The organism is Flavobacterium sp. LC2016-23 (assembly GCF_009674775.1).
Taxonomy (GTDB): Bacteria; Bacteroidota; Bacteroidia; order Flavobacteriales; family Flavobacteriaceae; genus Flavobacterium.
In genome coordinates, this window is record NZ_WKKE01000003.1 from 20900 (window position 1) to 35388 (window position 14489).

The 14489-nt window shown below is 36.0% G+C and carries 15 protein-coding genes and 3 tRNA genes; 15 read left to right on the top strand and 3 right to left on the bottom strand.

Features of this window, described 5'->3' with window-relative positions; all coding sequences use genetic code 11:
* Window positions 1–5: 5 nt before the first annotated feature.
* On the bottom strand, window positions 6–1136 hold the full coding sequence (gene tgt / locus GJU43_RS02920) for a tRNA guanosine(34) transglycosylase Tgt (protein WP_007807692.1): 1131 nt from the start codon (window positions 1134–1136) through the stop codon (window positions 6–8).
* A gap of 661 nt (window positions 1137–1797) precedes the next feature.
* Here tgt and GJU43_RS02925 point away from each other — a divergent pair.
* The 3 genes from GJU43_RS02925 (at window position 1798) to GJU43_RS02935 (ending at window position 4245) form a co-directional block, all read left to right on the top strand.
* The gene (locus GJU43_RS02925) at window positions 1798–2115 is read left to right on the top strand and encodes a hypothetical protein (RefSeq protein WP_154339352.1); all 318 of its coding nucleotides are present in this window, start codon (window positions 1798–1800) and stop codon (window positions 2113–2115) included.
* A 249-nt stretch (window positions 2116–2364) separates the two neighbouring features.
* Window positions 2365–3216 carry a transketolase gene (locus tag GJU43_RS02930; RefSeq protein WP_154339353.1) on the top strand — a complete coding sequence of 284 codons (852 nt, stop codon included), beginning with the start codon at window positions 2365–2367 and terminating at the stop codon, window positions 3214–3216.
* 75 nt (window positions 3217–3291) lie between these two features.
* Window positions 3292–4245, top strand: a complete 954-nt coding sequence (locus GJU43_RS02935; protein WP_154339354.1) for a transketolase family protein — start codon at window positions 3292–3294, stop codon at window positions 4243–4245.
* A gap of 350 nt (window positions 4246–4595) precedes the next feature.
* Here the strand turns inward: GJU43_RS02935 and GJU43_RS02940 are convergent, their stop codons facing one another.
* Window positions 4596–5690: an FKBP-type peptidyl-prolyl cis-trans isomerase gene (locus GJU43_RS02940; protein ID WP_154339355.1), complete on the bottom strand. Its 1095-nt coding sequence runs from the start codon at window positions 5688–5690 to the stop codon at window positions 4596–4598.
* A 79-nt stretch (window positions 5691–5769) separates the two neighbouring features.
* Between GJU43_RS02940 and GJU43_RS02945 the strand changes: the two genes are divergently transcribed.
* A complete protein-coding gene (locus GJU43_RS02945) occupies window positions 5770–6159 on the top strand; it encodes an RNA-binding S4 domain-containing protein (RefSeq protein WP_154339356.1) in 390 nt (129 codons plus the stop codon).
* Between the two features lie 141 nt (window positions 6160–6300).
* Window positions 6301–6801, top strand: coding sequence for a phosphoribosyltransferase family protein (locus tag GJU43_RS02950; protein WP_154339357.1), 501 nt, complete (start codon window positions 6301–6303; stop codon window positions 6799–6801).
* Here the strand turns inward: GJU43_RS02950 and GJU43_RS02955 are convergent.
* Window positions 6793–7311, bottom strand: a complete 519-nt coding sequence (locus GJU43_RS02955; protein WP_154339358.1) for a shikimate kinase — start codon at window positions 7309–7311, stop codon at window positions 6793–6795. The two genes, GJU43_RS02950 and GJU43_RS02955, sit on opposite strands and share 9 nt — an antisense overlap.
* A gap of 126 nt (window positions 7312–7437) precedes the next feature.
* Between GJU43_RS02955 and GJU43_RS02960 the strand changes: the two genes are divergently transcribed.
* The 10 genes from GJU43_RS02960 to GJU43_RS03005 all read left to right on the top strand — a co-directional run bounded on the left by GJU43_RS02960 (window position 7438) and on the right by GJU43_RS03005 (window position 14486).
* Window positions 7438–7510, top strand: a tRNA-Lys gene (locus GJU43_RS02960).
* Window positions 7511–7550: 40 nt separating this feature from the next.
* Window positions 7551–7623 (top strand) — tRNA-Lys (locus GJU43_RS02965).
* A 43-nt stretch (window positions 7624–7666) separates the two neighbouring features.
* Window positions 7667–7749, top strand: a tRNA-Leu gene (locus GJU43_RS02970).
* A gap of 346 nt (window positions 7750–8095) precedes the next feature.
* Complete coding sequence (locus GJU43_RS02975; RefSeq protein WP_154339359.1) at window positions 8096–8905, top strand: hypothetical protein; 810 nt, start codon at window positions 8096–8098, stop codon at window positions 8903–8905.
* A 142-nt stretch (window positions 8906–9047) separates the two neighbouring features.
* Complete coding sequence (locus GJU43_RS02980) at window positions 9048–9548, top strand: tetratricopeptide repeat protein (protein ID WP_229654989.1); 501 nt, start codon at window positions 9048–9050, stop codon at window positions 9546–9548.
* A 132-nt stretch (window positions 9549–9680) separates the two neighbouring features.
* Window positions 9681–10634 (top strand): ion channel, encoded by a 954-nt coding sequence (locus GJU43_RS02985; protein WP_154339360.1) that lies wholly within the window; start codon window positions 9681–9683, stop codon window positions 10632–10634.
* A gap of 82 nt (window positions 10635–10716) precedes the next feature.
* Entirely contained in the window at window positions 10717–11616 is a 900-nt protein-coding gene (locus tag GJU43_RS02990) for a MerR family transcriptional regulator (RefSeq protein WP_154339361.1), read from the top strand.
* A gap of 37 nt (window positions 11617–11653) precedes the next feature.
* Entirely contained in the window at window positions 11654–13141 is a 1488-nt protein-coding gene (locus GJU43_RS02995) for an NAD(P)/FAD-dependent oxidoreductase (RefSeq protein ID WP_154339362.1), read from the top strand.
* Window positions 13125–13964 carry a phytoene/squalene synthase family protein gene (locus GJU43_RS03000; RefSeq protein ID WP_154339363.1) on the top strand — a complete coding sequence of 280 codons (840 nt, stop codon included), beginning with the start codon at window positions 13125–13127 and terminating at the stop codon, window positions 13962–13964. The genes GJU43_RS02995 and GJU43_RS03000 overlap by 17 nt, the downstream gene beginning before the upstream one ends.
* A gap of 81 nt (window positions 13965–14045) precedes the next feature.
* Window positions 14046–14486, top strand: coding sequence for a sterol desaturase family protein (locus tag GJU43_RS03005; protein ID WP_154339364.1), 441 nt, complete (start codon window positions 14046–14048; stop codon window positions 14484–14486).
* The last annotated feature ends 3 nt before the right edge of the window (window positions 14487–14489 follow it).

Consider the following 14489-nt stretch of genomic DNA (forward strand, 5'->3'; position numbering starts at 1 on the left):
ATTTTTTACAGTCGTTGACTCATATTTTTAACCATCATTTCTTTCCATGGTCTGAAATCGCCTGCTAAGATATGTTTTCTGGCCTCACGAACCAACCACATATAAAAACCAAGATTATGAATCGTTGCAATTTGTTTTCCTAAATATTCATTAGCAGCAAACAAGTGACGCAGGTAAGCCTTTGTATATTCTGTATCTACAAAAGTATGTCCCATTTCATCGATTGGCGAAAAATCAGCTTCCCATTTTTTATTTTTAATATTAATCGTTCCGTTTGACGTAAACAACATACCGTTTCTGGCATTACGCGTTGGCATTACGCAATCGAACATATCGATTCCTAAAGCAATGTTTTCCAGAATATTGATCGGAGTTCCTACTCCCATCAGGTAACGGGGTTTATCTTCCGGTAAAATTTCGCACACTACTTCTGTCATTGCATACATTTCTTCAGCAGGCTCCCCTACTGACAAACCTCCGATAGCATTTCCCTGCTGACCTGAATTCGCAATATATTCTGCCGACTGACGTCGTAAATCTTTATAGGTACTTCCCTGAACAATTGGAAAAAAAGTCTGTTCATATCCGTATTTATAAGGCACTTTATCTAAATGACTGATACAACGATCCAGCCAGCGATGCGTCATGTGCATCGAGCGTTGTGCATATCTGTAATCGCACGGATAAGGTGTACATTCATCAAAAGCCATGATAATATCGGCTCCGATGGTACGCTGAATTTCCATTACATTTTCAGGCGTAAAGAAGTGGTACGAACCATCAATATGGGATTTAAATTTTACCCCTTCTTCCTTAATTTTTCTGTTATTCGAAAGTGAATATACCTGATATCCACCGGAATCTGTCAAAATATTACGGTCCCAGTTCATAAATTTATGCAATCCACCGGCTTTTTCCAGGATTTCAGTTTGCGGACGCAAATATAAATGGTAAGTATTTCCAAGAATAATGTCGGGATTGATATCTTCTTTCAGTTCGCGCTGATGTACTCCTTTTACAGAAGCTACCGTTCCGACAGGCATAAAAATAGGCGTTTCAATTACGCCGTGATCTGTAGTAATACTCCCCGCTCTCGCTTTTGATTGCGGATCTTTTTGTAATAAATCAAACTTCATCTGTTTCTTTTTTCAGTCGGCAAAGATAGTTTAATTTGAGGAAAATCTAATTAATTAGAGAATTAGTCAATTAGAAAATTAGATAATGATTTTGATTGTCGGGAAAACTGGCTTTCTAATTAGAGAATGTGTCAATTTAGAAAATGAGATAATGATTTTGATTGTCCGGAAAACTGGCTTTCTAATTAGAGAATGTGTCAATTTGAAAATGAGATAATGAGTTTGATTGTCGGGAAAACTGGCTTTCTAATTAGAGAATGTGTCAATTTGAAAATGAGATAATGAGTTTGATTGTCCGGAAAACTAGCTTTCTAATTAGAGAATGTGTCAATTTAGAAAATGAGATAATGAGTTTGATTGTTGTGAAACCTAGCTTAAAATTAGAGAATGTGTCCATTTGAAAGTGAGATAATGATTTACGCTCGGCATCTGCGTTAGGGATAGCAGCGGCATCCTTTTGTGACAGAGGTCCGGTCTTATTTGACAATGAATTTTCGGGAACAAAAGATATAGCGGATAGCCCGACCCCTGGGGAACGCCCAAAATAATGAAGTAAAAGAATGTAAAAAGTACAATATCTAAGTACTAAAAGTGTAACAGAATGAGATGATTGATTGTTTAATTTAGTAAAAAGGAAATTTAAATTTAAAACATAGAAATCATGATAAATTCAGAAGAAAAAGACGCCATAAAAGAAGATCAGATTGAAAAAAACCTTGAACAATTGGATTATCCGGCCTCAGAGGACATTTATAACAATGAGGAAAAACTAAAAGATATCGATCCGGATCATATTACCAATGGAAACACAATTGATCAGAAAGAAGGAGAATGGAATGAGAATTCATTCAACATTGACAAAGAAGACCAGACCGGAGAAGATCTTGACGTACCTGGCTCCGAACTCGATGATCAGCAGGAAGAAATCGGATCTGAAGATGAAGAAAACAATTATTACAGCGAAAGCGACACTAATTAAAAAGCATTACAATATTTATCAAAAGTTTATTTGCCACAGATTAAAGGATTAGTACCGGTTTTTTAAAATCAATCGAATCCCTTAATCTGTGGCAAAACTTTTATACACTGCAACAATACTTCAGTCTTTTTTTAAGATCAATAAAAAAAGAAACAAAATTTAACAATTCTGACAAACTAAAGCAAAAAATCATTTGTCTCTCCGCAAAATAACGATTACTTTTGCGTCAGTTTAACTTTTACACATAAAATGAAGCCTAACACACAACAATTAAGCGATTTAACTATCCAAGTAAGAAGAGATATTCTTCGTATGGTACATGCTGTAAACTCAGGCCACCCGGGTGGATCACTAGGTTGTACAGAATTTTTGGTTACTTTATACCAAAACATCATGGACCGTAAAGAAGGTTTTGATATGGACGGAATCGGAGAAGATCTTTTCTTCCTTTCAAACGGTCATATTTCTCCAGTTTTTTATAGCGTTTTAGCCCGAAGCGGTTATTTCCCTGTTTCAGAATTAGCTACCTTCAGATTATTAAATTCCCGCTTACAAGGGCATCCAACCACTCACGAAGGATTACCTGGTGTTCGTATAGCTTCCGGTTCATTAGGACAAGGTTTATCTGTAGCTCTTGGGGCAGCTCAGGCGAAAAAATTAAACGGAGACAATCATATCGTTTACAGCCTTCACGGTGATGGTGAACTACAGGAAGGTCAAAACTGGGAAGCGATCATGTATGCTTCTGCTAAAAAAGTAGATAATATCATTTCAACTATTGACCTTAACGGAAAACAAATTGACGGAACAACGGATCAGGTTTTACCAATGGGAAGCATTCGTGCCAAATTTGAAGCTTTTGACTGGGACGTTCTTGAAATTAAAGAAGGAAACAACATCGACGCTATCCTTGCAGGTCTTAATGATGCCAAATCAAGAACAGGAAAAGGAAAACCGGTTTGTATTTTACTATATACTGAAATGGGTAACGGAGTTGACTTTATGATGCACACGCACGCGTGGCATGGAAAAGCGCCAAATGATGAACAATTGGCAAATGCATTGGCTCAAAACTATTCTGCAGATCAAATCGATTATTAAAAAAGTGATAAGCTTTAAGCGGTAAGCTTTATGCCTATTGCCTACGGCCCTATTGCGTACAGCAAAAAAACAAAAATGAAAAAATATATAAATACAGGAAGTAAAGATACCCGTTCTGGTTTTGGAGCGGGAATGACTGAATTAGGTCAGAAAAATGAAAATGTTGTTGCCTTATGTGCCGATTTAATCGGTTCATTGAAATTTGATGATTTCAAGAAAAATCATCCGGAACGTTTTTTCCAGATTGGTATCGCTGAAGCCAATATGATCGGTATTGCGGCGGGTTTAACCATTGGAGGAAAAATTCCATTTACAGGAACTTTCGCTAACTTCTCTACAGGAAGGGTTTACGATCAGATTCGTCAGTCTGTTGCTTACTCGGATAAAAACGTAAAAATTTGTGCTTCTCACGCCGGATTAACCCTTGGTGAAGACGGAGCAACACACCAGATCCTTGAAGATATTGGTTTAATGAAAATGTTACCGGGAATGACTGTAATCAATACTTGCGATTATAATCAGACCAAAGCAGCTACTCTTGCCCTGGCAGATCATCATGGTCCTGCGTATTTACGTTTTGGACGTCCGGTTGTACCTAATTTCACTCCTGCTGACGAGCCTTTCGTAATTGGAAAAGCAATTTTATTAAACGAAGGTACCGATGTTACTATTGTAGCAACAGGACATTTAGTTTGGGAAGCCCTTATCGCTGCCGAAGCTTTGGAAGCAAAAGGAATTTCTGCTGAAGTGATCAACATTCACACGATTAAACCTCTTGACGAAGAAGCAATTCTGAAATCTCTGGCTAAAACAAAATGTGTGGTAACTGCTGAAGAACATAACATTCTTGGCGGTCTTGGAGAAAGCATCTCAAGAGTATTGGCTTTAAACACTCCTGCCCCACAAGAATTTGTAGCCGTAAACGATAGTTTTGGTGAGTCAGGAACTCCTGAACAATTAATGGACAAATACAAACTAAACAATCAGGCCATTGTTGAAGCCGTAGAAAGAGTTATTAAAAGAAAATAATTTTAAAATTCTCTTATTTATATACAAAACCTCGAAAGTGATTTCGAGGTTTTTTTTTAAACCTACCACACTTAAACCCAAATTACTACCCTGAGCGAAGTCGAAGGCTTATGAAAACAGTATTTTGATTAAAGCGTTTTCATACTATATTATGAACCTCTAAAACAGGAGGCTATTCAAAAATACAATGATATAATAATCACGCCAAGTCACAAAGTCGCCAAGTCTTACGATTATTCTCAAAGCCCATTGTCAATCTGAGCATTCTATTATAAAAACAAAAAAACTCAAGAATACAAAAAACCCCGAAATCACTTTCGGGGTTTTCTATATTCTTTATTTAAAAATCATTACGGCTTAGGCGTATGATGTGCTTTATCAACGTGAAGCCTCAATCGGTTTGGAGAAGTATAATCCGGCTCACCAGTTGCTGCAAATGCAGGAATACCCCTTGGCTCCGTTTCATCTGTATTTGGCGTGTTAGGATTATCTGCAACAAGACTAAAAGGATAGTACTTGCTTATTCCGTAGTTAACCGGAACACCATTTTCTATAACGATACCCACCTTATCAGTTGGCTTGGTAATCTCAAGAAGAGTTGTAAAGCCATCGCCGTCATCATCAACATCAATAAAATCAGCAAGACCGTCTCCATCAGTATCATCAAACAAAGTAGTCGGTGGATTTGGGTACTTTGTTGTATTTCTAAAATCATAAAGATAACCATCCTTGTTCAGATCTTCCTCAAAATCAAAAACACCATCAGAATCATGATCTAATCGCTGAAGACCCAGCAATTTAAAACTAAACACCAAACAAGAATAAGCTGGTATATCCGTCTGCCCGGAACCATAATAGGCTAATCCTGAAGGTAAAAACATTACACCTGCTCCGTAATTATCATACGTTATCGTACCACTACCATCGGTTGCCGCTGTCGCTGTACCTGTTTTAAACTTAGGGAAAATTTCTGACCATCCTTCTATTACAGAAGTAGTCAAATAAGGTTCTAAGCTAAAATCTCTCGCTACCCCATAAGAGGTATCAAAAACTTTTCCGTTTAAGGTATTTCCCGAATAGGAAGCCGAAATTTTATCGTAATTAGTAGGAGCCTGTCCCGTACCTTCTCTTAAAACAAGGTAATATACTTTATAAGTAACATCATTACTGTAAACATCTCTTGACTGTAATGGATATTGAGTCTGATCGAAAATAGAAACCTGAGTGCCTCCTGCCGGAATTTTAGATATTTTTATATCGTAATTGGCTGAAACGCTTTCAATATAATTATTCTTTAAATATTTCATAATGGAATCACTGTCAGCTTTGTATTGCTCCTTATAATCTCTTAAAGGAACTATTTCCGCATCGTCATCACTTTTATTACAAGAAACTATAGCAATACCTGCAAGTAATAAAATAAAATAATATTTAAATTTGTTCATTATTCTTAATTTTTTAGGTGCGCAAGATACAATATTGATTTATTTTTGTAAAGATTTTAACTTCTATTTTAGAAAAATTATGAGAATAGATAAATACCTGTGGTGTGTGCGTTACTACAAAACCAGAAATATGGTTACTGAAGCCTGCAAAAAGAACCATGTTACTGTAAACGGGCAGGTTGCAAAGCCTTCAAAAGAGGTCTTCCCTACAGACAGGATTACCTTCAGAAAAGATCAGATTACACAAATCATAACCGTGCTTGACATTCCGGAAAGTCGTGTGGGGGCAAAACTTGTTGATATATACCGAAAAAATGAAACGCCGGCCGAAGCTTATGCCCATTTAGAATTACTAAAACTGTCCAAAGAGCATTACCGCAAGACCGGAACAGGAAGACCCACAAAAAAAGACAGAAGAGATATTGACGAATACGGCAATGATATTATTGACGACGAAGAAACCAATTAAATTGCAATTTTTAAAATTCCAAATTTAGAAGGGAATTCCACATTTTAAATTTGGAATTTGGAATTTATAATATTGGAATTTCAAATTTCATATAGTGGAATTTAAAACCCTAAATTTGTATTTTAGCAAAAAAAAACAATCATGAACAAGAACATCATCTTAACCAATCAGGAAATCGAACATAAAATAAAACGCATCGCGTATCAAATTTACGAGACTTTTGTGGATGAAGATGAAGTTGTGATTGCCGGAATTGCGTCTAACGGATCTGTTTTTGCTCAAAAAATAGCCGTAGCGTTAGGCAATATCTCTACCCTTAAAGTTTCTCTTTGCGAGGTGAAAGTTGACAAACAAAATCCGCAGCTGCCTATACAGACTTCCTTACCAGCGAGCGAATACTCTAATAAAGGATTAGTACTGGTAGATGATGTCTTAAACTCGGGCACTACTTTAATATATGCCGTTCGTCATTTCTTAGACGTTCCGCTAAAGAAATTTAAAACTGCAGTACTAGTAGACAGAAACCACAAAAAATACCCTGTAAAAGCCGATTTTAAAGGAATCTCCCTTTCAACCTCATTATTGGAGCACGTTCAGGTTGTTTTCGATGAAAATGGCGGTGATTATGCTTTTTTAAGCTAGTATCCCCATAATATCCTGAACCGTTTCTTCGACTGACTTATTATCAACCGAAACTTTATGTTGTGCCTGATTGTAATAAAAACTTCTGTCGAACAAATGTTTTGCGATAAACTCTCTCATTTCCTCTTCGTTCATATTTGCGATCAAAGGCCGTTTGCTCTTATTATGAATTAGTCTGTTATATAAAGTCTCTATGGAAGCTTTTAAATAAATTGAATTCACATCCTCTCTTTTCAGTAATTCATGGTTATTGGCATAACAGGGCGTTCCTCCGCCCAAACCAATTATGCTGTTTTCTGCAGATTGAAGCAATTCTACAAAAATTTCATGCTCTAATTTTCTAAAATGGATCTCACCATGCTGCTCAAAAATTTCATTTATGGATAAATTTGCTCTTTTTTCGATGCATTTATCCAAATCGAGAAACGGAATATTTGTAATTTTTGACAAATTTTGGGCAATTGTTGACTTTCCGCACCCCATATAACCTAATAACACAATTTTTTTCATATTAATAAAACCTTATAAACTAAGACGTTGTGAACTTTTCGTAAAAAAAGACAAATTTATAATAAAAATGCTTGGAAACTTCGAAAATAACTCCTTATATTTGCACCCGCATTCAAGGAATTAAATGACTCGATAGCTCAGTCGGTAGAGCACATCACTTTTAATGATGGGGTCCTGGGTTCGAGCCCCAGTCGGGTCACAAATTTTGTGATTAACAAATTAAATTCCTTGATAGCAATGACTCGATAGCTCAGTCGGTAGAGCACATCACTTTTAATGATGGGGTCCTGGGTTCGAGCCCCAGTCGGGTCACAAAGGTCGAGTAATTTATATTACTTGACCTTTTTTCATTTACGGCCACGTGGAGAAACGGTAGACTTGCCATCTTGAGGGGGTGGTGCTCGTAAGGGCGTGTGGGTTCAAATCCCACCGTGGTCACAAGAAAAATTAAAAGCCTGCAAAAATTGATTTTGCAGGCTTTTTTTGTCCGGCAGAATTAGAAACAACTTTATTCTCCCTTTTAAATAAAAGTCATTCTCACCCTTCCTATTTTGTTTTTATTTGCATAATCAATGTTCCCAGACAAAATCAGACTATATTTGGCCATTATTAACAGAGAATTAGAAAGAGGATTACCTAATCTCTTATTCAAAACTCAGAATTCTTGTTTCAAGTCATAATGTTGAATAAACAAAATTTCCTAAAAGCAACAACCTTTGTTCGTTCCAAATCCTTTTAGGCTTTTTCATTTATTTTTTACAACCTGCTTAATAGCCCCAACATTATGACATTGATATCCAAAGAAAAATTTTCTGAAGCTTCCGGCCTTTCAAAAATTCCCATACCGGGACTGTCTTCTTATTTAATGAAAGTAATGAAAATTAATAATTTAAATACGATGGTCAAAGAGGCAGGCAATATCGAAGGTGCCGATTTTGCTGATTATGCTTTAATGAAAATTGGTGTAAAAGTTCAATTTGACGCTGCTGAATTACTAAACATCCCTATTGAAGGCGCCTTTATAGTGGTTGCCAATCATCCTTATGGAGGTATTGAATCATTGGCTTTATTAAGTACTATTGCTAAAATACGTCCTGATACCCTATATATGGGAAACTTTCTATTAAAGGAAATTCCAAATCTTGAAAAATGCATTATTGCAGTAAATCCATTTGAAAACGTGCAAAATTCCGCGAGTATTACAGGGCTAAAAATGACACTCAAAACCCTGGCAGAAGGTATTCCCGTTGCAATATTTCCTGCCGGAGAAGTTTCTTCTTATGATTTTAAGACCAGCAAAATCACAGACCAGGAGTGGCATCCTGTTGTAGGGAAAATTATCTGCAAAGCAAACGTGCCCGTTCTACCGGTATATTTTCATGGAAACAATGGTTTATTCTTTAGCATGTTAAAATCAATTCACCCCATGTTACAAACTTCAAAGCTGATATCCGAACTTTTCAACAAGCAAGGATACACTCTTAAAATGACCATTGGAAAAGCTATTCCTATGACCGGAACAAAAGATCCTTTACTGCTAAAAACCCTAAGAAACAAGCTTTATGCACTAAAAAACAAATCTCATATTAACTGACAGGCACTAAAAGTCATTATAATTATAGTAATAATATTTTTTTTATTTACTAACTATTATTTCACAAAAGAAATTCTCTTACAAATAAATCTTTCTTAAATTCGTCTCAGAATTAATTAACCTACTAATCCCAAATTAGTCTATGAAACATTTATTATTACTATCATTTCTTATGATTACGTGCTCCGGTATTGCACAATCTGCAACCGGTTATTTTGACAAAGCCATGAAAAAAGCGGAAGCCGGAAACACTAAAGGCGCTATTGCCGACTACACCAAAGCGATAAGCATGAATTCTAAATTTGTTGAAGCCTACCAAAACAGAGGAGTTGCCAAGTACAAACTCAATGATTTAACCGGAGCTTTGGCTGATTTCACTAAAGCAATCGAACTAGACACTATGAATTCTGATGCTTTTACAGGAAGAGCCAACGTCAACTACAAATTAATGAATTACGACGCTTCTATTGAAGACTGTTCTTATTGCCTTATGATGAACCCTAAAGATTATATCGCTTATAATTTAAGAGGTTTGGCTTACAATAAAATTGGTGAGAAGAAAAAATCCTGCAGCGACTTCACTAAAGCCATTGAATTAGGAAGCAAAAGTGCTATAAAAAATAAAGCTACTTTTTGTAAATAGAACCCAAAAACAGAGCTCTTAATTGAAAAGCAATCTGCAAAAGTTTATTTTTCCAGATTGCTTTTCTACCTATACACTTCCCTGTTTTCATACCAAAATATCAGTACATTTGTCAGCATAAATTAAATAGTAATGGTGCTCCTAAAAAAAATAAACCACAAGGCTAAAACAGATGTAAACTCCGGATTTGGAACCAACGCAAGCAATTACGGCGGAAGATTTGTAAACAAAAACGGAACACACAATATTGAAAGAAGAGGCATGCACTTACTGCGTCGTATCAGTTGGTACCATACTATGATTGAGATGCCCAACTGGAAATTCATGCTTATTCTGTTTTCTTTTTATGTCATCATCAATTTTATTTTTGCGGTTGTTTATTATGCTATCGGAATACAGCACCTCGATGGAATAGCAGCTTCCGGAAACTTTTTAACCCAATTTGGACAAGCCTATTTTTTTAGCGCACAAACGTTCACCACCGTAGGTTACGGACATATCAGCCCTACAGGATTTCTCACCAGTGCCTTATCTGCAGCCGAAGCATTAATTGGACTGCTGAGTTTTGCTATTGCAACCGGTTTGTTCTTTGGAAGATTCAGCAAGCCGACCGCTTTCTTAAAGTTTTCTCACAATGCCCTGATTTCACCTTATGGCGATCATAAAGGATTAATGATACGGCTTGTCCCTTTTAAAAACACCAATTTAACAGATGCAAAAGCAAAAATAACACTTGGAATGAGTGTTGAAGAAAACGGAAAAATGACGAACAAGTTCTACAATTTAGAACTGGAACTGGATAAAATAAACGCGCTTTCATTAAGCTGGACATTAGTGCATCCGATCACAGAAAACAGTCCTTTGTACAACTTTACAGAAGAGGATTTCAGGAAAAATCACGGTGAAATTTTGGTTTTCATTACTGCTTTCGACGACATGTTCAGCAATACTGTCGCCGCAAGAACATCCTATACTTTTGACGAAATTATTTATGGTGCAAAATTCCAGCCCATGTACAACAGAAGTAAAGATGGCTCCAGGACTATTTTACATCTCGACAAATTAAATCAGTATGAGACTACATAATTCCTCATATTTCTTGATTTTAATTAAGATTTAAAGGTAATCTCAGATTTTATTCTATTTTTGTTTACCAAAATGTAGCATAATGATAAACAACATAAAGACTGTTTTCAGCATAAAGGATCTTGAAAACTTATCTGGAATAAAAGCACACACGATTCGTATCTGGGAAAAGAGATATAACATTCTTGAACCCATGAGAACGGATACCAATATCAGACTTTATAATTTACAAAACCTACAGAAACTCCTAAACATAACGTTACTACACGAATACGGCTATAAAATTTCTAAAATTGCAACTTATTCTGAAGAAAAAATTCCACAATTAGTTCGTGAAATCATTTCAAAAAAGAATTCACAGAACTATGCTATTACTTCCTTTAAAATGGCAATGATGAATTTTGACCAGGAAATATTTTTCAACACTTTTGACTGGCTGATTTCTGAAAAAACGTTCAAGGAAGTTTTCAAGGAAAATTTCCTTCCTTTACTGAAAGAACTGGGATTACTATGGCAATCGGAAACTATAACTCCTGCAAATGAGCATTTTATGAGCCATTTGATCCAGCAAAAAATATTAATCTACACCGAAAGCCTTCAAATACAAAAGCCAACCAAAACCGATCGCGTTTTTGTACTTTCGTTACCTTTAAATGAAATTCATCAAATCGGGTTACTTTACCTGCAATATGAGATTTTATCCAAAGGCTACAAAACCATCTACCTGGGAGAAAGCATGCCGGTCGAAAACCTTCAGGATCTTACCCGCCATTTCGACAACATCACTTTTATATCCTTTATGACGATCCAGCCGGACCGCAGCGTTATCAATCAATATGTAAAATCGATGGGGCAAAAATTACTTCTGAAAAACAACGAAATCTGGCTTATGGGCAAGATGGTGGAACACATTGATACTAAAAATTTACCTGACCGAATATATATTTTTAATTCTATGAATGAAACAATAGAAAGAATATAATTTTTTTGTTTAAAGTTTTTGTACATTTGTTAAACAAATGAAAAAAACTATCATCATTATAGGATCAGGCTTTTCTGCACTAGCAGCTTCCTGTTACCTTGCACAGCAAGGAAACAGCGTCACTGTTTTTGAAAAAAACGAAACAATTGGCGGAAGGGCGAGACAATTCAAAAAAAACGGCTTTACTTTTGACATGGGGCCAAGCTGGTATTGGATGCCCGATGTCTTTGAGCGTTTCTTCAATGACTTTAACAAAAAGTCATCCGATTACTACGAACTTATAAAACTAAATCCTGCTTACAGGGTTTATTTCGGCGTTGCTGATTTTATAAATATTTGTGATAATCTGGAAGAAATAAAAAGCACTTTTGAAAACATCGAAACCGGAAGCGGACAAAAACTGGAAGCGTTTATCAACGAAGCAAAAAGCAATTACGACATCGCCATTAAAGATCTGGTGTATCGCCCCGGAGTTTCTCCATTAGAATTAATTACACCACAGACGGCTTTAAAACTAAATCAGTTTTTCAGCACTGTCAGCCGTGATGTGAGAAAGAATTTTAAAAACGAAAGACTGATACAGATTCTGGAATTTCCGGTTTTATTTCTTGGAGCAAAACCGACCAAAACCCCTTCGTTCTATAATTTTATGAACTATGCCGATTTTGGATTAGGAACCTGGCACCCCAAGACAGGAATGTTTGATGTGGTTCGGGCTATTGAAAAATTAGCAATCGAACTGGGCGTAACCATAAAAACCGATTCCCCAATAGAAAAAATAGTCGTCGAAAACAAAACGGCTACAGGAGTTATTATAAATGGAAATTTCATAAAGGCAGATATTGTTTTAAGCGGAGCCGATTATCACCACACCGAAACTTTACTTGACGAAGTACATCGTGCCTATTCTGAGGAATATTGGAAAAGCAGGGTCTTTGCACCTTCTTCGCTCCTTTTCTTTGTAGGCTTTGATAAAAAAATAGAAAATATTTCGCATCACGCTTTATTTTTTGACGTGGATTTCAATCAGCATGCAAGTGACATTTACGATGATCCAAAATGGCCGGAAGCGCCTTTGTTTTATGCTAATTTTCCGTCTAAAACAGATGAGACTGCTGCGCCAGCCGGAATGGAAAGTGCTTTTTTCCTGATCCCTTTGGCTCCGGGAATAGAAGACAATCAAACCCTTAGAGAAGAATATTTCGAAAAAATAATTACTCGTTTTGAGCAACTTACCCAACAAAAAATAAAAAATAACATTATATTTAAGAGGTCTTTTTGTAAAAACGATTTTGTGGAAGATTACAATGCTTACAAAGGAAATGCCTACGGAATGGCAAACACCCTGCTGCAAACCGCTTTTTTAAGACCTAAACTGAAGAGTAAAAAAGTCAGAAACTTATACTTTACGGGGCAATTAACCGTCCCCGGACCAGGTGTTCCTCCTGCTTTAATTTCAGGAAAACTAGTTGCTGAATTAATCCGTAAATCTATTAGATCCCAAAAAGATGAAATCACTATTTGACACTACCTCATTCAAATGCAGTAAACTGGTCACCAAAAGTTACAGCACTTCTTTTTCGCTTGCGGTACACATGCTGGCACCAAGTATCAGGGAAGCCATTTACAGCATTTATGGATTTGTTCGTTTTGCTGACGAAATTGTCGATTCCTTTCATGAATATGACAAAGAATACCTCATCAATGATTTTGAAAAAGAATATTACAAAGCAATAGAAATGGGTATTAGTTTAAATCCAATTCTAAATTCTTTTCAGCACACCGTAAAGCAATATAACATTACAGACGATTTGATTCAGGCTTTTTTAAAAAGTATGAAACTTGACCTCATAAAATCAACCTACAACACACAAACAGAATACGAAGATTACATATACGGATCGGCTGATGTTGTTGGCTTGATGTGTCTTAAAGTTTTTGTTGCCGGAAAAGAACAAAAATACGAACAGCTGAAACAGGAGGCCATGCGACTGGGATCTGCTTTTCAGAAAGTAAATTTCCTGCGGGATTTAAAAGATGACAATCTGGTTTTAAACCGAAATTATTTTCCCGGAATCGATCTCAAATCTTTTGATGAGAATGCAAAAAACGAAATCATTAACGAGATTGAAGAAGACTTCAGAGTGGCTTATCAGGGAATAATAAAACTTCCGATTGAAGCGCAGTTTGGTGTTTATACCGCTTTTGTTTACTATAAAAAACTCTTGAAAAAGCTAAAAAACACACCTTATTACGAAATCGGAAATTCGAGAATCAGAGTTTCCAATTATACCAAGGCAGGACTTTTGGCACAATCTTTTGTCACTTACAAGCTAAAACTGGTCTGATACTGTTTTGCGTTATTCTTTTTTCTTTAAACCTATTTTTGGAGCAGTTGTGTCGACAACTTAATATTTAAAAAACATACAATGATTTCTTTTCTAATATTTTTAGGTGTTTTTTTATTCATGGAATGTGTTACCTGGTTTACACACAAATACATTATGCACGGCTTAATGTGGTATTTTCACGCAGACCATCACCAGCCAAAATATGAAAACACTTTTGAGCGAAATGATATTTTCTTTGCCATTTTCGCCACTCCGAGTATTGTTCTTTTTTATTTAGGTGCTCAGGGCGGATTTAATTATTTGTTTTTCATAGCCTGTGGAATCACTTTGTACGGAATCTGTTATTTCTTAATTCATGACGTTTTAATCCATCAGCGCTTTAAGTGGTTCAAAAACACCAAAAACAAATACCTCATCGGATTGCGAAAAGCACATAAAATACATCATAAACATTTAGGAAAAGAACACGGTGAATGCTTCGGAATGTTATTTGTGCCCTTCAAATATTATAAAATGTAGTAA